Source organism: Pedobacter sp. WC2423, assembly GCF_040822065.1.
Classification (GTDB): Bacteria; Bacteroidota; Bacteroidia; order Sphingobacteriales; family Sphingobacteriaceae; genus Pedobacter.
This window is the reverse complement of sequence record NZ_CP162005.1, coordinates 113206-134347: the sequence shown is the minus strand read 5'-3', so window position 1 is coordinate 134347 and position 21142 is coordinate 113206. Positions and strand designations below refer to the sequence as shown.

Below are 21142 nucleotides of genomic sequence, written 5' to 3'. Positions count from 1 at the left end.
GCTGTCTATTTAAAACGATTATTAAATTAATTTGTTTTCCCTATTTGGTTTTTATGAAGAGGATTAATCCTAAAACACTTACCACCAGGACACCAAATGCAGAAAAAGCAGTCAGAAAATCCCTGAAGTTTTTACCTGCAAAGTCTACCAGCAAAAATTTATGGAATACTGCAAAGCTTAAGCCTTCTCTTCTGTCTGAATCCTGAACTTTTGCTGCTAATCTCCCAGTTGCTGTTTCCACATAATAAGTGAGGTGCTGAGGCGTACTTAAAGCTATTTTTACAACTGGCAAACGCTTATTGACAAAACCATAATCGTTATCAAATTTAGTGAGGTAATCTGAAGAAGAAATAATGAGCGGAGCCGATTCATCAGCTGCCGCATTGGCCATCATTTCACAACAAGCAGCTTCTCCATCAGCAGCTCCCTGAGCTACAAAGTGTTTAACCAGGCTATAACTATACTCCATAATTCCGTCTGGCAGGAGTTGTCCGTTAGCGGCATCATAGCAGGCAATATCAGGCTTCGTTTTTTTAGCTTTCTCTCCAAACATGGTTTCAGCTTTTGCAACCTGCTGCTTTTTCCAGCTATCATTTTCCTTTTTAACCAGGTAAACCTGGTAATAAGTTTTATCATTAAACCTGGCTAGTGAAATATTGCTCACCTGTTCCCAGTTCACTGGTAAAGCCGTAGAAGCAACCACCAGATCACGCGCCTTTACTTCGGGCTCAAAAACATAATTGATCCGGTCATCTGGTGTAAATTTATGTGTAGCATGGTAAAAGCCTGATCCCATAAAGGTCAGTGTAACTAAAGAAGTCCAGATGCCGATACTGCGGTGATATTTCCTCAGAAAACCCACCTTTTGTCCGGTAACTGGCTTTTTAAACTTGTTCCATAAAAAACCGTAGATCAATAAGCCACTTAAAGTAGAAAAGATAACGATCGAGGCCAGTAAAAGAATCAGCACATACCTGGCTGTATTATTCGTAATTTTAGCGATGAATTCATAGCTGTGTAAATTACTGAATACCCATAGAAAAACTTTCCTGTTGGTATCATTGTAATTAGCGAGCCTGCTTTGTGAAGTTTCTACATAAACATCCATTTGATCTTTCCGGTCAAAACTGACCTTCCAGACCGGGAGCAGACGGTTGATATACTTATACTCATCTGTAAAACTGGTGATCTGCGTAACAGATACAATTTTCGAAGTACTGTCTCCCAGAAAATACCTGCTCAGATATGTTGCATATAAACGTTCTCCATCCACCAGCTTTACTCCATCGGCAGCAGAAAAGTACTGTAGCTGGTTCTTCCGGTCTTTTACCTGGTAAAAAGTTTTCCCCTGAAAATCAATTAGCCTGAAATTCAGGAATAAATTGATCCCGTTTTTCTTTAAGACCTCGTTAACAGACAGTTTAACCTGTTCGCTATGGATCGCTTTAGGTTTAATATATTCATGAGCGATCTGCAATTTGAACCAGTGGGCAATAATGGGATGACTTAAACCAGAGCATGTCCAGAAAATTACTGGAATGATGGTTATAATCCCAAGGATACGGTGCCAGGAATACATGTTCCTTTTCACCGTCCGGGTAAGATTTTCAGTACTCATCTTAGTGTTTATATTCTGCCAGCAGGATATCCATATCCTTCATGAGCTGTTCTACCTGGGCATCTACTGTTCCATCGTAAGCGCCTCTGATCCTTTTATCTTTATCCACCAGCACAAGATATCCCTGATGAATGAAACCACCTGGTGCAGCCTTATCCTGTCCTACAGAAACCAGGTAATTACGTTCGGCCAAAGCATAAATTTCTTCTTTGGTTCCCCATAAAAACTCCCACTGCGTACCTTTAATTCCTAGTTTAGTTGCATAAGCTTTCATTCTTGAAGGCGTATCATATTTCACATCAATGGTGTGTGAAGCTAATTTCACCTCCGGATTATTTAAATACTTATGATATACTTTCAACAGGTTGCGGTGCATGGTCGGGCAGATTGTAGGGCAGGACGTAAAAAAGAAATCAGCGACATAAATGGAGCCGTCAAAATCTTTATTGGTCACCACTGCGCTATCCTGATTCAGAAATTTAAAGGCCGGAATAGTCCGGTAGGTCGTATCAGTACCGGTAATATCCTGCTGTAAAAAAGGGAGTCTTTTTGCTTTATCTTTACAACCTGCAACTACTGCCAGCAGCAGAAACAGGTAAATTAATTTCTTTCCCATTATTTCCTGAATTGTTTAAGGTAAGCATCAGACGACTTAATTTCAGCTTTATACAAACTATCTATCTTTCCGATTTTAATCCGTTCTGCTCTAAAATATTTAATCGCATCTTCATTGGATTTACCGGTCACATCTGGTTCAAATTTGTGCATCCAGTCATTCATTAACTCTTCAGCTACGTTTAACCTGGCCAGCGTAGCTTTCATCACTTCTTTTTCTTTTAAAGTATCGGTAGAAGGAAACCTGGTTTTCAGCGCAGGTATTTCTTTCAGCATAGAATCCAGCTTCATCTGATTGTTGACCAGTATACCATGATCTTCCATCACCACATCATGAAATTTCATGACTTCATCTCTTTCTGACTTATAATTTGGATTTTGAGTACAGGCAACTGCTCCTGTAACTAATACGAGTACGGCTAAAAATAATTTCATATTGTATGGTTTGAATAGCGACGTATGGACAATCCTGCAGGATCGTGAGCTTTAAAACCATCCTGATATACTGCAAAAATTGTATTACATCATTTGACAGCCTGCTTTAGATTAAACAGACTTATAAAAAATTGAATTAAAAGATAGTATTAGCAGGAGAACTGCGGAGGATGGAAAATAGCGCTCAGACGCGCAACTGGTACTCCCGTTGTTAAGGGAATACGCAGGTTTATCGCAATAAAAGAATATTGTTTAAATATAAAAGGGGTAGAAACTATAGCTTCCTGCAACTGGATTTTCTGAAACTGATGATCTTGTTTCTGCTCCTTCTCCTGTGCTTGTTTAAGCTTTCTCATCAGGTAACATTTCCCATTGCAATGCAATTGTGGTTTATCTTTATTCACACAAAGCTCTTTGGCAATATACCCCTGGTTCATCTCGAAACCTGCAACGACAAAAAGTCCCGACAGGCTTACTGAAACCGAACACATTAAAAGTAATATAGCTATAAAGCGTGTGAACATGGATTGTTACCCCCTTAATTTACCCCATTTTAAATAGGTTGCTCCCCAGGAGAATCCTGCACCAAAAGCGGTGAGCAACAAGTTATCATTTTCTTTGAAATCATTTTTAAATTCCCACATACATAATGGGATCGTTGCAGCAGTTGTATTGCCGTAAAGCTGAATGTTAACCTTTACCTGGTCTTCTTTCAAGCCTAACTTATCTCCTACTGCCTGAATGATACGCAGATTAGCCTGATGCGGAATCAACCAGCTGATGTCTTTAATCTCCAGATGATTTCTTTCCATGATCTCATTACAGGTCTGCGTCATGCCTTCAATTGCAGCTTTAAAAACAATCCTTCCATTTTGAGAAATGTAATTCTGTTTCTTGCCAAGCGTATCCAGTGAGGATGGATTTAATGAACCACCAGCGGTAACGATCAGGTGTTCTTTACCAAGGCCGTCAGTTCTGAATACATTATCTACCAATCCTGTTTCTGCTTCAGTTTGTTCCAGTAAAACTGCTCCTGCACCGTCACCAAAAAGAATACAGGTATTTCTGTCTTCATAATTAACTATAGAACTGTTTGCATCTGCACCGATCACAATTACATTTTTGTAACGGTTGCTCTCAATTAAGCTGGCACCCAGAGTCAGTGCATAGAGAAAGCCACTACAAGCCGCATTGGAATCCACACCCCAAGCATTTTTCAATCCTGCTTTTTCACAGACAATACTAGCGGTGGAAACCATAATATAATCTGGAGTAGCCGTAGCTACAATTACGCATTCGATTTCATCGGGGTTAATGTGACTATCTTCCAACAGTCTTTTGACTGCCATGGTAGCTAAATCGGAAGTTGCAAGTGAATCATCATTAAGGATTCTTCTCTCATGGATACCAGTTCTTGAAATAATCCAGTCACTATTCGTATCCACCATTTTCTCCAGATCGTGATTGGTTAAAATGGTTTCCGGTACATATCCTCCCAAAGCTGTTATGGCAGCATTATATCTCTTTCTCATTAAGCATTACAATTCTTGGCGCAAAACTAATAAATATTTACAGCTGTGTTACACTTTATTTTTATAGTAGCGTACCTTTGCCGGATCAATAAATTTTATTATGAGATATCAATACCTACTTATCTTCGCTATTTTACTGACTGCCACGCTGTTTGCTTCTTCCTGCAAGAATGAAAGAAAACTTCCGATATATGGCTTAAGAGACACTAAAACAGTCAAAAACAGCGATGGGACGGCTGGTGTTGATACCATTTATCAAACTATACCCGCTTTTAAATTCCTGAATCAGGATAGTGTATATATTACAAACGACCATTTTAAAGGTAAAATATATATTGCCGATTTCTTTTTCACTTCCTGCACGAGTATCTGCCCTATTATGCATAGAAACTTGAAAATGATCTCAGAAAAGTTCAAAAATAATCCTGATGTCATGTTTTTATCACATACGATAGATTTTAAGTATGACACACCTTCAGTGCTTAAAAAGTATGCACAAAAGCTTGGCGTGGATGGTCCGAAATGGCAATTTGTATACGGTCCGAAAGACAGTGTTTATACTTTAGCAGAGAAAAGTTATCTGGTCGCTGTTCAGGTCGATAGTACAAACAGAGATGGTTATGTGCACCAGGGCTTTCTGGTTTTAATTGATAAAGACAGAAGAATCCGCGGTGCTTATGATGGAACAAATCCTGAACAGGTAGCACAATTAGAAAAAGATATTCCGGTTTTATTAGCAGAGGATAAAAAATAGAGATGAGGAAATTTATAATCATTACCCTGGTTTCGCTTGCGCTGATCAGCATGTTTTATTCTTGCCAGACGGCAGAAACGGTACAGCAGGATGCTTATTATGTAAATGGAAGAGATCTTTATATTAAGCATTGCCAGAATTGTCATGGTGGAAAAGGTGAAGGATTGGGTGCTTTAACCCCTCCGCTTACGGATAGTGTTTTCATGAAAGCGAATAAAGAAAAGCTGGCTTGTATTATTAAAAATGGAATTTCAACACCGGTTACGGTACATGGACAGGTTTATGAAGGTAAAATGCCTGAATTTAACCTGGCTAATATAGATATTGCACAATTAGTGGTCTATATCACCAATGGCTTCGGTCATCGACAAGGAATGTACAGTACTCAGCAGGTAGAAAACGATCTAAAGAACTGCAAGTAGTATTTTTTAAATCGGTTTCTGTACCTTTGCGCAAAATGCAAGCTGTTCTATCGCTGTAAGTAATGCTCCGGCATCTTAAAGAGGAAAGTCCGGGCAACACAGAGCATCCCGCTTCCTAACGGGAAGAGGTTTGGGATTGAAGACCTGAATTATGGAAAGTGCCGCAGAAAATATACCGCCGATGGCCTGTAAGGGCACAGGTAAGGTTGAAATCGCGAGGTAAGAGCTCACGAATTTTCCGGGTGACCGGAAGGGATGGTAAACCCCGGGAGTTGAAAGACCAAATAGGCTGACGCATGTAGGGCTGCTCGTCCGATGTCAGTGGGTAGGTCGTTAGAGATAAATGGCGACATTTATAGTAGATTAATGGTAGAAGCTTTGATTTATCAAGGTACAGAACCCGGCTTACAGGCTTGCATTTTTTTATTTTATCTGTATTATTTGATAATTAGTAAATATATTCGTATCCGATAAAAGACTAACAACCCCTATGGCTAAATTATTAATTATTGATGATGAACGTGCGATAAGAAGCACATTACGTGAGATCTTAGAGTACGAAAATTACGAGGTAGAGGATATTGATAATGGAGTTGATGGATTAGATCTGATCAAAAAAAAGAAATACGACCTGGTATTATGTGATATAAAAATGAATAAGATGGATGGTATGGAAGTGCTTGAACAAGCATTGGCCTACAGTCCTGATTTACCATTTATTATGATCTCCGGCCATGGTACTGTAGAAACGGCTATTGAAGCCAGCAAAAAGGGTGCTTTTGACTTTATCTCTAAACCACCTGATTTAAACCGTTTACTGATTACTGTCAGAAATGCACTGGACAGAGGTAACCTGGTTACTGAGACTAAAGTTCTAAAACGCAGAGTAAGTAAAACAAGAGATATCCTGGGCAGTTCAGAGAATATCAATAAAATTAAAGAAACGATTGAACGTGTTGCCCCTACTGAAGCCCGTGTATTGATTACAGGTGCAAATGGTAGTGGTAAAGAACTAGTAGCCCGTTGGTTACATGAAAAATCACACCGTTCAGAGAACCCTTTAATTGAAGTGAACTGCGCTGCAATCCCATCTGAACTGATTGAAAGTGAACTTTTCGGTCACGAAAAGGGATCATTTACCTCTGCTGTAAAACAGCGTATCGGTAAATTCGAACTGGCCAATGGTGGTACTTTGTTCCTGGATGAAATCGGGGATATGAGTCTTTCTGCACAAGCAAAAGTACTTCGTGCTTTACAAGAACATAAGATTACGCGTGTTGGTGGTGAAAAGGAATTAGAAGTTAATGTACGTGTCCTGGCTGCAACCAACAAAGACCTGATGAAAGAAATTGAAGATGGCAATTTCAGAATGGATTTATACCACCGTTTAAATGTCATCAACATTCATGTTCCTCATTTAACAGAACGCCGTGAGGATATTCCTGAGATCGCAATGAGCTTCCTGGAAGATATTTGTAAGGATTATGGCATGCCCGTTAAAAAGATCAGTGAAGCCGGAATGGTTGCATTGCAAAACTTACCATGGACAGGAAACGTACGTGAGTTACACAATATGATTGAACGTCTGATTATTCTAAGTGATAAGATTATCTCTGAACATGAGGTTGTTGCATTTGCCAATCCAGGTGGAGGAACCAACATTGGTGCCGCAAATCATGGTTTTAACGGTAATAGCAACGGTTCATCTGCAGGAACAACCAATTACGATAAATTCACAAATTTCCAGGATTACAAAGATCATGCGGAAAGAGAATTCATCAAGTTTAAATTGGAAAAGAACAACTGGAACGTTTCTAAAACTGCGGATGATATTGATATTCAACGTAGTCACTTGTACAGTAAAATTGAGAAATTCGGCTTAAAAAGAGTCACTGAATAATATTTCATTCGCCTGAACAGCAAAAAGGGATTAGCAGTGCTAATCCCTTTTTTAGTATTTATTTAGTCATGGTACGTTATTTGTATGTTATGCTCAAAAGAAGCAGAAAATACGCCAGTTATAATTCGGCTGGATATACTAGCGAATCTGGAAAATGTTTTATAGCTTCATGTAAATTTTAAAAAACCGCAATATGAAAAAGTTAATCGTTATGATGCTGTTGGCTGTAATGGCTTTTACAACCACGCAAACATTCGCTCAGACAAAAAAGGATGGGTCAAAAGATATGCGTTATAAAAAGAACAAACAGCCTTTGAAAAAAGACGGAACACCTGATAAGCGTTTTAAGACAAACAAAGAAGTAAAAAAAACAACAGTTAAGAAGACAACAGCTGTAAAAAAAGCAGCTTAAGCTTCCTGACTGAATAGCACGAAAAGAATGCCCTGGATAATTTTCAGGGCATTTTGCATATCTGAGCTGCCTATGACAACAATTAGTAAATAATTCACGTTATTTGGATTGATAAGAAGTTATTTGAATCGATATGAGGTTAATAAAATATGTGAGTACACTGGTACTCTTCTCTTTACTTGCACTGGCTGCTTCCGCACAGGATGCTGTAGTGATTGATACTGGTAATTTTGTCCGCGGAACCATACAGGGAACCGATTTCCTGACGGTTGGTCTCAAGAAAGACGATGGAACAATGGCGCAGTATAATGCTAAAGATATTAAGGAGTTTTTATGGAATGGGGAAACCTATGTCAGCAAGCCTTTTTTAGCGAACAAGAAAGCCGGATACCGTTTCTTTAAATTGGTAGAAGCAGGAAAGTTGAATTTATATTCAATGGGTGGCAGCACAGGAGTTACTGAAAAACCAAGAAGACGGGTTCGTTTTTCACCTTCCATCGGTCTGGGTATTGGAACCGGAGGTTATAGTGGTGTTGGAATTGGCGGAGGCATAAGTTTTGGCGGTCGTGGAGATGATGATGACCGTCCCAGAAGAGAACGCCGCGCGTTATATTATATAGAAAAACCAGGTTCTGGTGATATGATGGAGATTACTCCGGATAATTCAGATACAAATACACAGTATATTAAAAATATTTTAATGGAGAAAATGTCGGATGATCAGGACCTGACTGAACGCATTAAAGGAATAGAATATTTTGATGTAAAATCTCTGACTTCACTGGTAAAGAGTTACAATTCTGTTCACCAATAAGATGAATTATAAGCAGAAAAGCTGTTCCTGACAACCGGGAACAGCTTTTCTGCTTTAAGGCTAACTGTTGTTCTGCAAATCATAAATTTCGTGCATCACTCCTTTTAGCTGTTTATATATCTTTTTGTAAAGACCAAAACTGGTTTGATAACTCAGGTGATTCTTTTCATCAGGTTCAATATAGGTAATGTCCTGCTGATCTGGAAGTGGATAAGCTGCTGAAAGACCGAGTGCTTTAAACGCAACATAAGCCGCCCCTACTGCCGAAGCATCTTCCACACTATATAACAAAAGTCTTTTGCCTGTTATATCAGCCATAATTTGCAGCCATATGGCCGAAGTCACAAAACCTCCGCTTACATTTAACTGTTTTATTTCTTGCCCTGAGGCAGTTAATGCCAGTAAAACATCATTCAGAGCGAAACAAATTCCTTCAATTACCGCACGGGTAAAATGAGCGGTCTGATGATTCAGACGGATTCCGAAAAATGTACCGCAACTTTTGGAATCCCAGATTGGAGCACGCTCTCCCTGTAAATAAGGCAGAAAAATAAGGCCTTCAGCACCAGGTTTAATAGCTTCAATTTTATTCAGTACGTCGTTGTAATCATTTTCATTGAGCGCTGTTTTTTGAAGGACATTCTTCATATGCCATTTCAAGGCAATTCCTCCGTTATTGACAGGCCCTCCATTGATCAAAGTCTCTTCATCCAGCCGGTAACTGAAAGTCATTGCCTGCTCATTCAATACAGCAGTATCACCCGCAACTCTTAAAGCCCCGCTTGTTCCTATCGTTAAAGCTGCAATTCCTGGTTTTACTGCCCCTGTTCCTAAATTAGCCAGACAGCCATCCGTTGCTCCGATCACAAAAGGTGTATTTTTATTCAAACAGGATAAGCCTGCTGAAGGATCAGCATCTTTTCTTAAATAATGTGTACTCACCAAAGCAGAAAGCTGTTCCGGCCTGATTCCGGCGGCAGCTAAAGCTTCCGGATGCCAGACAAGCCGCTGAATATCCATAAGCCCGGTACAGGAGGCTACTGAATAATCCACCTCAAAAGTATGAAACAAACGATACCAGATATATTCTTTGATAGAGATGAATTTATAAACACTTTTGAAAAATTCAGGCTGATTCTCCCTGATCCAGATAATTTTGCATAAAGGAGACATCGAATGAACTGGTGTACCCGTTGCTTTATATAAGAGTGCACCCAATGGAGTCGCTAATAAAGAAGCTGCAACCGGGGTACTTCTGCTGTCTGCCCAGGTCATCATTGGCGCCAATGCTTTCCCATTTTCATCTACAGCAATCAAACTATGCATAGCACAGCTCAAACTGATTGCCTCAGGACCAGACTTCAGCCCGGTAACTATAGCACTTATACTTTGCTGAAAGGCTTTCCAGATCAGCTCAGGATCCTGCTCACTATAACCAGGTTGTTTGACCTCGGTTGGATAAAAATACTGACTACTATCAAAAGCTTTATGATCTGCTCCTACAGCTACTGCTTTAGTACTTCCGGTTCCAATGTCTATTCCAAGGATATATTGCATGAGTATTGATTAAGCCGCAATTTAAACTTTATTCAAGATACCAGGTATCCTGATCTATATAAATAAGTCTAAAACTCTTCTACATAGTCCAGGTCCTTAAAGAAAGTCTCTTTCATCCTGCTTAAGGCATAAAATGCAACCGCAAAGCTGATTATTGCCACTGTGATTCCGGAATGGATAATATTTCCGCCGAAAGCACCTTTTAACAGTTGAAAAAGTAAGGTGAGCGGAACAACGGCACCACGAACAAAGTTAGGAACGGTAGTGGTTACTGTAGCTCTGATATTCGTGCCAAACTGTTCGGTTGCAATCGTCATAAAGATTACCCAGTAACCCACAGTCAGCCCTATACCGCCACATAACCAGTAGAAATGTTGTAAACTAAGGTCATAAAGCGTAAAGTAAGCAGTAATACCGACTGTGGCCATCCCCAGGAAAATATAAACCACTTTAATCCGGCTCTTTAGCCACTGGCTGATTAATCCGCCGGCGATATCACCAATCACGATCCCTCCATAACACCAGGCTACGGCTGCACCTGCGCTCACTTCTCCCTGTACACGTAATACTTTACCGAATTCAGGAGATAACGTAATTAAGATCCCTACAACAAACCATAAAGGGATACCAATCAGAATACACCGGATATATTTAACAAACTGAACTTTATTTTTAAACAGCGCGAAGAAATCACCCCGGTTACCCGCTTCTTTGGATTGACTGAACATTCCGGATTCTGCTACCCCGATCCGGAGTAAAAGCAGAAATAAGCCTAATCCGCCTCCAATAAAGAAAGAAGTACGCCAGTCAAATATCTGCGCGATAAAATAGGCTACTACAGCACCGCTCACCCCAACAGAGGCCACAATGGTGGTTGCATATCCTCTCTTTTCTTTAGGCATCAGCTCTGCGACCAGCGTAATCCCGGCACCTAATTCTCCAGCCAGTCCCAGCCCGGCAACAAAACGCCAGAATGCGTAAGCATTGACAGAGTGTACCAGCCCATTGGCAATATTGGCCAGGGAATACAGGAATATAGAACCAAATAATACTGATAAACGGCCTTTTTTATCGCCAAGCATTCCCCATAAGATACCTCCGATCAGCATGCCGATCATTTGTATGTTTAATAGCATAATACCAGTATCGGTTAATGCTGAACCGCTAAGTCCAAGAGATTTTAAACTCGGAATACGGACAATACTGAATAATAAAAGATCGTAAATATCAACGAAGTAGCCCAGAGATGCTACTAGAATAGCTGCACTTAAGGCAGCATTAGAGGCTTTGTGTGGTTGCATCAGGTTAGCATGATTTTTTGTGTAACTAATGTAGTAATTTATGCTTCACCTAATTAACTTTCTTTAACAATTGAGTTGCAAAAAATCGAATATATTTGTGGGTAGTCATTCATTATTCATCTTAAACCCAGATCTGTTATAGCCAAAACTCTACTTTAACAATACAATACTAAGTATGACAGGTGCTAATCATATGATTTGGGAACATCAGCAGCATTGCCAGATTTCATTACAACTTGCAGCAGAAGAACTTTTTAATTCATTAGATGACAGGCTTTCTCCACGGATTTTTTTGATCGGTGTATTGCTTAAACCTGATATGCACCTTCCATTTGTGAGCCTGGAATGTCCGGATGCTGCCTATGAAATGAAGGATTTTGTGTCTTTAAAAGCGCTGAGCATACAACATAGCTTATTAGTGAAACAAGAGAACGAGGAGGAAAAAGAGAGCCATACCGGGTTATTGAATACTGCTTATATCACAGAGATGCAGTATATTTTAAGAACACATGTTAATGGAAAAAACAATGCTTATTTTTTCTCTGAACCAGTTTATGTGAATGGATATCTCGTTTATGTAGTGATGGAATTAAGCAGACCACTGCTGAGTACTTTTTATTATCTGACTAAAAATACACTTCCAAACGGGCAGCACATCAGCCGCTCCTTTCTGGAGAGTATTATCAAAGTATATTCAGATTCCGCAGCTGATGCGCTGAAATCAAAACCACAATCAGATTTTAACGTACTGGCTAAAAGCCGTGATGAGCTGGTGAGTAAAGCTGGTCACGATTTTCTGACCACAATTTCTCTTGCCGGACAAAATTCCAGCAACCTGCATGTATTGTTTGATGCATGTAATACCATTTCCTCTTTGAAATACGAGGGCGAAGAGGGTTTTGGGAAAATGATTATTGCAAAACAGCAGCACCCCAATGTTAAAGTGACAATGCTATTGGAAAATCCTATACATATTAAAGATTTCAGGAAGATGAGAAAATTTCTGGAGCTGGCAGATAATAAGCAGATGATGCTTTCAGATTCAGTCTGGATTTATGGCTTAGGACAGTTAACAGGAAAGTATAATTACCATGATGAGTCTTTGTTTATTGTACATTTCACCAAACATTTTCACTGGGAAGTTTTACACCATGATCATATTATGATGTCTGTTTCGTTCCGGATGCCAGCACTGCATAATGAAAAAATCAATAAAGAAAAGTTCTATTCCAGTCTTAAACGAGTATTTCATGGAATAGATAAATCAAAGTTAAATGCCCTTTGGGAGGTTACGATGGAGGCCACCAAACAAAAACACGGAACTATTTTAGCCATTTCTTCTGAAGCAGATCAGGAAGCTATCCGGCTGAGCAGCCAGTGTTTTAAAATTAAACCCATGCGGATCAATAAAGATATTATCCATCAGATCACTTCTATCGATGGCGCTGTATTAATTGACATTGATTGTACTTGTCATGCTATAGGGGTGATATTAGATGGCATTGCTACAGCTAACGGTGATTCATCCAGAGGTGCACGGTATAACTCAGCAGTGAGGTATTATGAGCATATGATCAATAAAGCGCAGACAGTTTTGGTAGTGATTTCAGAAGATGGCCTGATTGATCTGATTCCGGATCTTAAAGCACAGATCAAACATTCGGTCATTGTAGCACAGATCCGGGAACTTACCAAACTCAGTCAAACTGATAAATACAGGAGAAGAAATTTCAACCGTTTGATGGAGTTCTTCCAGGAAAATGATTTTTATTTGTCTCCAAAAGAATGTGCCACGGTTAATAGGTTACGCAGAATAATTGAAGTGAAATATAAAGATAGTGAAGACGGGGTAAGAATGATATGGAATAATTTAGTACCCAATAGTGCAATGAATATTGGATATTATGTGAGAGAGTAAATTAAAATATGACCTGACACAGATTAAATGCAATAAAGTTGCTTCTATATTTGCAGTTCAATACGATATGCTATGTCTCTTTCAAAAACTTTACAACGCCTCGACCGGTTCGGAATGACTGCTTCTGCTTTATGTGCAATCCATTGTGCCTTAGTTCCTATATTTCTGACTACACTTCCGCTTTTAGGTCTTGAATTTTTAAGTAATGAATGGGTAGAGATCTCAATGATCATCGTATCAGTAGTACTCGGAACATTATCATTAAGCCTGTCTTACCGGAAACAACATCATAAATTATTTCCGTTTATTGTTTTATTAAGTGGCTTTGCATTAATTGCCATAGGCCATTTTTCTGGCATAGAAAACCTCGAGCCTGTTCTGATCCCTATGGGCGGGTTCACTGTAGCAGCTGCTCACCTGGTCAACTGGAGATTAAACAGGTCATGTACACATCACGGGAAATAGCTATCCGATAATAAAATTTGAAATGCTTTTTATAATTGTATAAACAATATGTCTATTTTGCCGGTATGAAATCTTTAGCCAGGAAAACTTATATCTTATCAGCCGCGGTCTCTATGCTATCATTTGGTACACTGGCTCAAAAACCAGCACAAAATCCGGATGATGCTACTTATATAACCGCGCATTATACAAAAATTGAAAAGCAGGTTCCGATGCGGGATGGTGTAAAGCTGTTTACTATTATCTATGTTCCAAAAGATAAAACAAAAAAATATCCGATACTCTATAACCGTACTCCTTATAGTGCGGGGCCATATGGAGCAGAGCTGTACAAAACAAGTTTAGGTCCATCTATGGTTTTTGCAAAGGAGGGTTATATATTCGTTTATCAGGACGTAAGAGGCAGATATATGTCTGAAGGGGAATTCGTCGCTACGCGTCCCTATATTCCCAATAAAAAAGGGAAAACAGCTGTAGATGAAAGTTCTGACAGTTATGATACGATAGACTGGCTGGTTAAAAATGTGGATGGAAACAATGGCAAAGTTGGAACCTGGGGAATTTCTGCTCCTGGTTTTTATACAACAATGACTACCGTTGATGCACATCCTGCTTTAAAAGCTGCTTCTCCGCAAGCCCCGGTAACGGATTGGTTTATGGGAGATGACCGTCACCATAATGGCGCATTCTTTTTGATGGGGACATTCTCCTTTTTAGCTTATTATGGGGCACCAAGACCTGAACCTACACCAAACCATGCAGATAGATTTATGGCTTATGGTACGCCAGATGCTTATGAATTCTATAAAAACCTCGGCCCTTTAAAAAATGCTGATGAACGCTATTTTAAAGGAAAAAACCCGATCTGGAATGAAATGATGGAAAATGAAAATTATTCTGATTTCTGGAAGTCACGTACTCCGGTTCCACATCTTAAAAATATTAAACCAGCAGTGATGACTGTTGGCGGATGGTTTGATCAGGAGGATTTATATGGTCCTTTAAAGACATTTGCAGGCATAGAAAAGAATAAACCAGCTGCCCCAAACTATTTGGTGATGGGCCCATGGACGCATGGAAGCTGGACTACGGGCAGCAATGAAGCTCTGGGTAATGTACGTTTTCATTCAGAAACAGGGCCTTATTACAGGGAGCAGATTGAACTGGCCTTTTTTAATCACTATCTTAAAGGAACAGTAAATCCTGAGCTGCCAAAAGCTACAATCTTTGAAACAGGTTCAAATCAATGGAAAAAGTATACCGCATGGCCCCCTGTTGAAGCTAAAGAAGAACGTCTTTATTTTCATGCTGGAGGGAAATTATCTTTTGAAGCCCCTGTAAAGGATGCAAAGGAATATGATGAATTTATCAGCGATCCGCAGAAGCCTGTTCCTTATACCAATACAATCAGAATTGACAGAGGAAGTGACTTTATGTATGAAGATCAGCGTTTTGCTGCTTCAAGACCGGATGTGTTGGTTTATCAGACTCCTGTCTTAGCGCATGATGTAGTAATCTCCGGACATCTTTTAGCTGATCTGTTCGTTTCTACAACAGGCACAGATGCCGATTTTATAGTGAAACTTATTGATGTATATCCTGGTGATGCGCCTGATGACAGTCCGATCGCTGATACAAAAATGGGTGGTTTTCAGCAGCTGGTTCGTGGTGAGGTGATGCGTTCTAAATTCAGAAACAGCTTTTCTGAGCCGGAAGCAATGGTTCCGGGCGCGGTAACTGAAGTTAAATTTGATATGCAGGATGCGGCACATTGCTTTAAGAAAGGACATAAGATCATGGTTCAGGTTCAAAGTTCCTGGTTTCCTTTAGTAGACCGCAATCCGCAAACATTTGTAAACATATATAAAGCTACGGAGGCTGACTTTCAAAAAGCGACCCACCGTGTATATTTTAAAAACGGACAGGCATCAAGCTTGAAAGTTAATGTGCTGAAGGCTGATTAAAAGACTTCAACTTCCCAGCTCCTTTTCCAGTCAAGCCCTGGCGATAAAGATTGTATTCCTTCTTTATCGCTAAGCTGCTGGTTGTGATGAATGCCGTCAGCAATACCGCACCAGGGTTCCAGACACACAAAATCTGCATCCTTCGCTGACCAGATTCCAAAGAAAGGAAAATCTATAAAACGGAAATTAAGGCCATGCTGATTTTTTGTATTCTTTAACTGAATAGATTTACTGTTCAGGTCTTTGATCACCAGCGCATCATTGTAAAACAATTCATGCTGCAAGTTTAGTTTACGGTCACTGAGCTGTAAGATAGCGACCTGATCACTAATCAGGTTATCTTCAATCTGGTGAATATTCAAAGACTCATCCTGAGAAAATTCAAGGTAATAATCTTCATAAAGCGTATCTGAAGTTAAGGGTACAGCAAAAGCCGGGTGGGCACCTGCAGAAAACAAAAGGTCTTTTGTTCCCGGATTACTCACTTCATAAATACAGGAAACTGCTGCGCCGGAAAGGCTGTATCTCAAACTGAATTTAAACTCAAAAGGATAAACCTCCAGAGTTTGTGCGTTGTGAGCAAGTGTAAATAAAGCTTCCTCTTCATTTATTTGCTGAACCTCAAAATTAAGATCCCTTGCAAAGCCATGACGGGGAAGCTGATAGGATTGCTCACCAATCCAATAGGTGTTATTTTTAAGTGCCCCTACAATTGGAAAAAGTACCGGACTGAATTTGCCCCAAAAAGCAGGATCACCTTTCCATAAATATTCCAGGTTATCTTTTTTGCTTTTGATACTTTGTAACTCTGCTCCTTTTGCCGAGATAGTTACTTTGATATTTTCGTTTTCCAGTAAAATCATCATTTTATAAATTTAGGCAAAAAGGGGGCTTTTAGTACCTTATTTAACTAATAGTCTTTCTATTCTTTTAACTACATAATCCAGATCAAACGGTTTACTGATATAAGCATCGGCTTGTGCAGTAACACTTTTCTCCTTACTTTCAGGATTCGCTGACATCACAATCACCGGAATATGTTTAGTAAACATATCAGTTTTCAAATCATCACAAATTTCAATTCCGTTTCCGTCAGGCAGCATCACATCAATAATAAACAAATCTGGTAATGCGTCATTCAACTTGCTTTTTAATTCTGCAAAAGTTGAAGATAACTGTAATTCATACCCTTCATCTTTTAATAAAAATTCAATAATGTATCTGATATCCTGGTCATCTTCTAAAACATGTATTCTTTTCTTCATAATTTCTTTTGGTGGGAATCTAAATTTTCACTCAATATGCAAACATTGTTCCGAATTCTCAGGTTTCAGAACATTTTCTCTTAACTATCTTTTCTTAAGACTTCTAAAGGTGGATGCTTCAATATTCCCCTGCTGCTGCTCATTCCTGTGAACACTACAATCAAGGTCACTGCACTAAATAATAATACTACAGGTAAAAGTTCAGGCGTGAAAACTGCATCGAAAATATAGGTTGCCAGTGCCCAGCTCCCTGCCAGGGCAATGACCATTCCTGCAGCAGCAGCAAGCAGACCAAGAAACAGGTATTCAATAGCTGTAATCGCAAGAATCTGTGTTCCTTTTGCACCAATAGTTCTTAGGAGTACAATTTCCCGAAGCCTTTGGTTTTTACTGCTTCGCACGGCAGAAATTAACACAATCCAGCCTGTAATAATGCTGAATGAAGCCATGAAGCGAATAACAAAACTGATTTTACCAAGTAAAGTATCCAGAACCTGTAAAACCAGTCCAAGATCGATAACTGAAATATTTGGAAAAATCCGGACTACTGCTGCCTGAAATTTTGCAGAAGTTTCCGCATCAGGAATTTTAGTCATCAGCACGTGGAATTTAGGGGCATCTTCTAAAACACCAGCAGGGAATAAGACACGAAAATTAGTTTGTACTTTCCCCCATTCTACTTTCCTTAAACTTCCGATCACAGTTGGAATCTGCATGCCCTGAACATTAAAAAGCATTTTATCTCCTACTTTCACCCCAATCCTTTCTGCATAACGATCATCAAGCGAGATATAAACTATATCCTCCGGATAGTTAACTTTCCCAATCCACTTTCCGGCTGTGATTTTTTCTGCACTGGTTAATTGTGTTTGAAAAGTAGCCCTGATCTCATTTTTAAAGGCAGATGAGGAGCTTTCCCGCTTTTGATTCTCCTGGTTTTCAGGCTCCTTCTTTTTTAAACTATCAGCCTCAGCCAGTTGCGTAGCCGTTTTACCGTTAATTTCTTCCAGACGCATCGTTACTACTGCAACCTGATTCATTAAAGGTAAATGATATTGCTTAGTGAGCGCATTTAAAGCCTCAACCTGATCATCCTGAATATCAAAAAGAGCCATATTGGGTTGATCTTTTCCAGAAGAGATGGTCACTTTATTGATCAGTATCCCCTGAACGAAATACAAGGTAGCAATCAGTGTGGTCGATAAACCAATGGCTACAATGAGCATAAGGGTCAGGTTGCCTGGCCGGTAGAGATTGGAAAATCCTTGTCTCCAGGTATAGGCAATACCTTTGGGAATTGTTTTTTTAACCAGCGCTAATAGTAGAACTGATAGTCCGTAGAATATAAAAATAGTAATTACCAGCGCTCCTGAAAAGATAAGAGCCTGTAACCAGCTATCCATCTGAAGATAGGTAAAACCCAGTACGAATAAGAAAATGATCAGATAAACTATAATTTTAAGGGGATCTGTTTTTAATTTAACCTGCTCAAAAGATAGTCTTATTGCATTGAGCGGGGATATCCGGCGAACCGATAAAAGAGAGGGTAAAGCAAAAAGTATGGCAATTACCACCCCAGTTATGATCCCCTGTAATATGGCCATCCAGGAAATTTGCATCGTAAAGTCTACCGGCAGAAAATCTTTCAGCACATAGGGTAATAAAAACTGAAGTCCGGACCCGATTATCGCACCTGCAACTGCACCCGCAAACCCAATAAATGTCAATTGAATGAGGTAAATAAAGAAGGCTTCCCATGCGCTTACTCCCAGACAGCGTAAGGTTGCAATTGCAGCGAGTTTTTCACTGATATAAACGTGAATTGCACTTCCAACTCCGATACAGCCTAATAATAAGGCGATAAACCCTGCTAAAGAAAGAAATTGAGTCAGATCCTGAAAAGCACGGCCTGTACTTTGTTTTTTAGACGCAATGGTTTCGTAGTCCATTCCCTCTTTATCTAAAACAGGCTTGATCTTTTTCAATAAAAGAGGAATCGCTGCTGACTGCTTGAATTTATAATAGAAGGAATAGTGAATGCGGCTGCCAAACTGGGCCAGTCCGGTCTGTTTCAGATATTTAAAAGGAATATAAACCACCGGTGAAATGGAAGCCATAATTCCTGATTGTCCCGGTGCCTGATCTAAATAACCTGCAATCGCAAAGTTAAGTTTACCAATCTGAACAGAATCGCCTGGTTTGGAATTAAATTGCAGCATCACGGTTTTGTCTATGAGCGCATTTCTTCCCTGGTCAAATTGTTTAGCGGCTAATTCTGGGGTTGTTTCTATGGTTCCATAAAAAGGATACTGACCCTCGAGCGCCTTAATCTGCACTAAACGGCTCCCCTGCCCTTTAATAAAATAAAGCATCGAAGGAAAGCTTTGTTCTTTTGCGCGCTGATCACCTAAAGTATCCAGCATAGCCAATACAGGTTTACTGATCTCTTTGCGGCTATCAATAATCAGGTCTGCACCGGTCAATGTTTTAGCTTGTTCATCAATATCACGCTGTAAGTTATCACTGAAAGAATAGACAGCCACCAAAGCTGCAATCCCTAAAATAATAGAGGAAGTAAAAAGGAAAAGCCTGGACCGGTTTTTACGACTATCCCGCCATGCCATTTTAAACAACCAGGAAACAGGAACAGTTTTTCGGAAAACAGGTTGTTGATCAGGCATAAGTTTTTTGTTCATCAGCTATAATTACTCCACTTTTCAACTTAATAATCCTGTCAGTCCGCGATGCCAGCTCCAGATCATGGGTAACGATTACAAGAGTTGTTCCTGCTTCTTTATTTAAATCGAAAAGAAGCCGGATTACTTTTTCACTGGTTTCTCCATCCAGATTTCCTGTAGGTTCATCGGCAAATAAGATTGCGGGAGTATTAGAAAAGGCCCTTGCTAAGGACACGCGTTGTTGTTCACCACCAGAAAGCTGCACAGGATAATGATCAGCACGGTCTGTTAACCCCACCTTATCTAACAACTCCATTGCCCGCGGACGAATATTTTTCTCTCCTCTCAACTCAAGCGGAACCATAATATTTTCCAGGGCAGTTAATGTGGGCAGTAACTGAAAGTTTTGAAAAATGAAACCTACATAACGGTTACGGACTGCGGCCCTTTCATCTTCAGAAAGCTGATCTAATACAACATGGTTAAGTTCTACACTACCAGAAGTAGCGCGGTCTAATCCTGCACATAAGCCCAAAAGCGTAGTTTTTCCACTGCCCGAAGGTCCTGTAATTGATACAGTAGAGCCTTTCTGGATAGAGAAATTGATATGATCAAGTATAGTGAGTGAGGAATCCGCACTTTTATATTGTTTACTGACTTCTTTTATATTTAAGATGGTTTCCAAAGAAATAAGGTTAAATGATGATATTTATTGATATTTGACGCAACAGATGGTATTTTGTTACCTTTAATCTATCAAAAACCAATCCTTTTATAAGATGAAAAGTATTAAGTTACGTTATAATTACATCGTTTTGATAATATCCGCTATTGTACTATCTGGTTGTGGTCATATGGATAAAAAGACTGATCAGACTACAGCAACTCAGGTCAAAGATGCTGTACAGGCAGAGCATAAACCAAAACAGGATTCAGTTAAACATATCCTGTTTTTTGGAACTAGTTTAACAGCTGGTTTAGGTGTAAACCCGGAACAGGCTTTTCCTGCACTGATTCAGCAGAAAATTGACTCTTTACATTTACCATATCAGGTAATTAACGGTGGTTTAAGTGGAGAGACTTCTGCGGCAGGAAAAAGTCGCATCAACTGGTTGCTGAAACAACCAATAGATATTTTTGTGTTGGAACTAGGGGCTAATGACGGCTTAAGAGGAGTTCCTGTAATAGAAACAGCAGCGAATTTACAAGCTGTAGTGGATCAGGTAAAAAAGAAATATCCAAAAGCGAAGTTACTGCTTACCGGAATGCAGATGCCACCAAGTATGGGTGAGAAATACACTAAAGCATTTGCTGCGCTCTTCCCGGCGCTTGCTCAAAAAAACAACATGGAGTTCGTGCCTTTTTTATTAAAAAATGTAGGTGGCATCCCGCGTTTAAATCAGAAAGACGGAATTCATCCAACACCAGAAGGCCACAAAATAGTTGCAGAAAATGTATGGGAAAAGATAAAGCCCGAATTGTAATTTCTTTG

Annotated in this window: 20 protein-coding genes and 1 other RNA gene; 10 read left to right on the top strand and 11 right to left on the bottom strand. The window is 39.6% G+C overall.

All coding sequences use genetic code 11. The features are described from left to right. Positions 1 to 40 precede the first annotated feature (40 nt). The 5 genes from AB3G38_RS00585 to AB3G38_RS00565 form a co-directional block, all read right to left on the bottom strand. A complete protein-coding gene (locus AB3G38_RS00585; protein ID WP_367866551.1) occupies positions 41 to 1618 on the bottom strand; it encodes a PepSY-associated TM helix domain-containing protein in 1578 nt (525 codons plus the stop codon). Between the two features lies 1 nt (position 1619). Next, a complete protein-coding gene (locus AB3G38_RS00580) occupies positions 1620 to 2234 on the bottom strand; it encodes an SCO family protein (protein ID WP_367866550.1) in 615 nt (204 codons plus the stop codon). Further along, the gene (locus AB3G38_RS00575; RefSeq protein WP_367866549.1) at positions 2234 to 2668 is read right to left on the bottom strand and encodes a hypothetical protein; all 435 of its coding nucleotides are present in this window, start codon (positions 2666 to 2668) and stop codon (positions 2234 to 2236) included. Before AB3G38_RS00575 ends, AB3G38_RS00580 begins: the two co-directional genes overlap by 1 nt. Before the next feature lie 149 nt (positions 2669 to 2817). Continuing rightward, positions 2818 to 3159 carry a hypothetical protein gene (locus tag AB3G38_RS00570; RefSeq protein WP_367866548.1) on the bottom strand — a complete coding sequence of 114 codons (342 nt, stop codon included), beginning with the start codon at positions 3157 to 3159 and terminating at the stop codon, positions 2818 to 2820. Between the two features lie 39 nt (positions 3160 to 3198). After that, positions 3199 to 4200: a beta-ketoacyl-ACP synthase III gene (locus tag AB3G38_RS00565; RefSeq protein ID WP_367866547.1), complete on the bottom strand. Its 1002-nt coding sequence runs from the start codon at positions 4198 to 4200 to the stop codon at positions 3199 to 3201. A 100-nt stretch (positions 4201 to 4300) separates the two neighbouring features. Between AB3G38_RS00565 and AB3G38_RS00560 the strand changes: the two genes are divergently transcribed. From AB3G38_RS00560 to AB3G38_RS00535, 6 genes are all read left to right on the top strand, one after another. Continuing rightward, positions 4301 to 4954 carry an SCO family protein gene (locus AB3G38_RS00560; RefSeq protein WP_367866546.1) on the top strand — a complete coding sequence of 218 codons (654 nt, stop codon included), beginning with the start codon at positions 4301 to 4303 and terminating at the stop codon, positions 4952 to 4954. Between the two features lie 2 nt (positions 4955 to 4956). Then, positions 4957 to 5376: a cytochrome c gene (locus AB3G38_RS00555; protein ID WP_367866545.1), complete on the top strand. Its 420-nt coding sequence runs from the start codon at positions 4957 to 4959 to the stop codon at positions 5374 to 5376. 34 nt (positions 5377 to 5410) lie between these two features. After that, an RNA gene (gene rnpB / locus AB3G38_RS00550) (RNase P RNA component class A) lies at positions 5411 to 5800 on the top strand. Positions 5801 to 5866: 66 nt separating this feature from the next. Then, positions 5867 to 7276: a sigma-54-dependent transcriptional regulator gene (locus AB3G38_RS00545; protein ID WP_367866544.1), complete on the top strand. Its 1410-nt coding sequence runs from the start codon at positions 5867 to 5869 to the stop codon at positions 7274 to 7276. A 193-nt stretch (positions 7277 to 7469) separates the two neighbouring features. Continuing rightward, positions 7470 to 7688 carry a hypothetical protein gene (locus AB3G38_RS00540; protein ID WP_367866543.1) on the top strand — a complete coding sequence of 73 codons (219 nt, stop codon included), beginning with the start codon at positions 7470 to 7472 and terminating at the stop codon, positions 7686 to 7688. Between the two features lie 133 nt (positions 7689 to 7821). Beyond that, entirely contained in the window at positions 7822 to 8502 is a 681-nt protein-coding gene (locus tag AB3G38_RS00535) for a hypothetical protein (RefSeq protein ID WP_367866542.1), read from the top strand. A 60-nt stretch (positions 8503 to 8562) separates the two neighbouring features. On the opposite strand, the gene AB3G38_RS00530 is transcribed toward AB3G38_RS00535, so the two are convergent. Beyond that, complete coding sequence (locus AB3G38_RS00530; RefSeq protein WP_367866541.1) at positions 8563 to 10059, bottom strand: gluconokinase; 1497 nt, start codon at positions 10057 to 10059, stop codon at positions 8563 to 8565. Between the two features lie 68 nt (positions 10060 to 10127). Beyond that, positions 10128 to 11360: an MFS transporter gene (locus AB3G38_RS00525; RefSeq protein WP_367866540.1), complete on the bottom strand. Its 1233-nt coding sequence runs from the start codon at positions 11358 to 11360 to the stop codon at positions 10128 to 10130. A 193-nt stretch (positions 11361 to 11553) separates the two neighbouring features. Here AB3G38_RS00525 and AB3G38_RS00520 point away from each other — a divergent pair, with 193 nt between their 5' ends. The 3 genes from AB3G38_RS00520 (at position 11554) to AB3G38_RS00510 (ending at position 15707) form a co-directional block, all read left to right on the top strand. Continuing rightward, the gene (locus AB3G38_RS00520; protein ID WP_367866539.1) at positions 11554 to 13278 is read left to right on the top strand and encodes a hypothetical protein; all 1725 of its coding nucleotides are present in this window, start codon (positions 11554 to 11556) and stop codon (positions 13276 to 13278) included. 72 nt (positions 13279 to 13350) lie between these two features. Next, positions 13351 to 13743: a MerC domain-containing protein gene (locus AB3G38_RS00515; protein ID WP_367866538.1), complete on the top strand. Its 393-nt coding sequence runs from the start codon at positions 13351 to 13353 to the stop codon at positions 13741 to 13743. 65 nt (positions 13744 to 13808) lie between these two features. Beyond that, a complete protein-coding gene (locus AB3G38_RS00510; protein ID WP_367866537.1) occupies positions 13809 to 15707 on the top strand; it encodes a CocE/NonD family hydrolase in 1899 nt (632 codons plus the stop codon). Here AB3G38_RS00510 and AB3G38_RS00505 read toward each other — a convergent pair. From AB3G38_RS00505 to AB3G38_RS00490, 4 genes are all read right to left on the bottom strand, one after another. After that, a complete protein-coding gene (locus AB3G38_RS00505; RefSeq protein ID WP_367866536.1) occupies positions 15704 to 16573 on the bottom strand; it encodes an aldose 1-epimerase family protein in 870 nt (289 codons plus the stop codon). The two genes, AB3G38_RS00510 and AB3G38_RS00505, sit on opposite strands and share 4 nt — an antisense overlap. A 36-nt stretch (positions 16574 to 16609) precedes the next feature. Further along, complete coding sequence (locus tag AB3G38_RS00500) at positions 16610 to 16972, bottom strand: response regulator transcription factor (RefSeq protein WP_068400803.1); 363 nt, start codon at positions 16970 to 16972, stop codon at positions 16610 to 16612. A gap of 80 nt (positions 16973 to 17052) precedes the next feature. Then, entirely contained in the window at positions 17053 to 19668 is a 2616-nt protein-coding gene (locus AB3G38_RS00495) for an ABC transporter permease (protein WP_367866535.1), read from the bottom strand. Next, complete coding sequence (locus AB3G38_RS00490; protein WP_367866534.1) at positions 19646 to 20335, bottom strand: ABC transporter ATP-binding protein; 690 nt, start codon at positions 20333 to 20335, stop codon at positions 19646 to 19648. Before AB3G38_RS00490 ends, AB3G38_RS00495 begins: the two co-directional genes overlap by 23 nt. Before the next feature lie 94 nt (positions 20336 to 20429). On the opposite strand from AB3G38_RS00490, the gene AB3G38_RS00485 reads away from it, so the two are divergent. After that, complete coding sequence (locus tag AB3G38_RS00485; protein WP_367866533.1) at positions 20430 to 21134, top strand: arylesterase; 705 nt, start codon at positions 20430 to 20432, stop codon at positions 21132 to 21134. Positions 21135 to 21142: the final 8 nt, after the last annotated feature.

Excerpts from the sequence above, each read along its gene's own strand:
- AB3G38_RS00585 (WP_367866551.1), bottom strand. The coding sequence starts at position 1,618 with ATGAGTACTGAAAATCTTACCCGGACGGTGAAAAGGAACATGTATTCC.
- AB3G38_RS00580 (WP_367866550.1), bottom strand. The coding sequence starts at position 2,234 with ATGGGAAAGAAATTAATTTACCTGTTTCTGCTGCTGGCAGTAGTTGCA.
- AB3G38_RS00575 (WP_367866549.1), bottom strand. The coding sequence starts at position 2,668 with ATGAAATTATTTTTAGCCGTACTCGTATTAGTTACAGGAGCAGTTGCC.
- AB3G38_RS00570 (WP_367866548.1), bottom strand. The coding sequence starts at position 3,159 with ATGTGTTCGGTTTCAGTAAGCCTGTCGGGACTTTTTGTCGTTGCAGGT.
- AB3G38_RS00565 (WP_367866547.1), bottom strand. The coding sequence starts at position 4,200 with ATGAGAAAGAGATATAATGCTGCCATAACAGCTTTGGGAGGATATGTA.
- AB3G38_RS00560 (WP_367866546.1), top strand. The coding sequence starts at position 4,301 with ATGAGATATCAATACCTACTTATCTTCGCTATTTTACTGACTGCCACG.
- AB3G38_RS00555 (WP_367866545.1), top strand. The coding sequence starts at position 4,957 with ATGAGGAAATTTATAATCATTACCCTGGTTTCGCTTGCGCTGATCAGC.
- AB3G38_RS00545 (WP_367866544.1), top strand. The coding sequence starts at position 5,867 with ATGGCTAAATTATTAATTATTGATGATGAACGTGCGATAAGAAGCACA.
- AB3G38_RS00540 (WP_367866543.1), top strand. The coding sequence starts at position 7,470 with ATGAAAAAGTTAATCGTTATGATGCTGTTGGCTGTAATGGCTTTTACA.
- AB3G38_RS00535 (WP_367866542.1), top strand. The coding sequence starts at position 7,822 with ATGAGGTTAATAAAATATGTGAGTACACTGGTACTCTTCTCTTTACTT.
- AB3G38_RS00530 (WP_367866541.1), bottom strand. The coding sequence starts at position 10,059 with ATGCAATATATCCTTGGAATAGACATTGGAACCGGAAGTACTAAAGCA.
- AB3G38_RS00525 (WP_367866540.1), bottom strand. The coding sequence starts at position 11,360 with ATGCAACCACACAAAGCCTCTAATGCTGCCTTAAGTGCAGCTATTCTA.
- AB3G38_RS00520 (WP_367866539.1), top strand. The coding sequence starts at position 11,554 with ATGATTTGGGAACATCAGCAGCATTGCCAGATTTCATTACAACTTGCA.
- AB3G38_RS00515 (WP_367866538.1), top strand. The coding sequence starts at position 13,351 with ATGTCTCTTTCAAAAACTTTACAACGCCTCGACCGGTTCGGAATGACT.
- AB3G38_RS00510 (WP_367866537.1), top strand. The coding sequence starts at position 13,809 with ATGAAATCTTTAGCCAGGAAAACTTATATCTTATCAGCCGCGGTCTCT.
- AB3G38_RS00505 (WP_367866536.1), bottom strand. The coding sequence starts at position 16,573 with ATGATGATTTTACTGGAAAACGAAAATATCAAAGTAACTATCTCGGCA.
- AB3G38_RS00500 (WP_068400803.1), bottom strand. The coding sequence starts at position 16,972 with ATGAAGAAAAGAATACATGTTTTAGAAGATGACCAGGATATCAGATAC.
- AB3G38_RS00495 (WP_367866535.1), bottom strand. The coding sequence starts at position 19,668 with ATGAACAAAAAACTTATGCCTGATCAACAACCTGTTTTCCGAAAAACT.
- AB3G38_RS00485 (WP_367866533.1), top strand. The coding sequence starts at position 20,430 with ATGAAAAGTATTAAGTTACGTTATAATTACATCGTTTTGATAATATCC.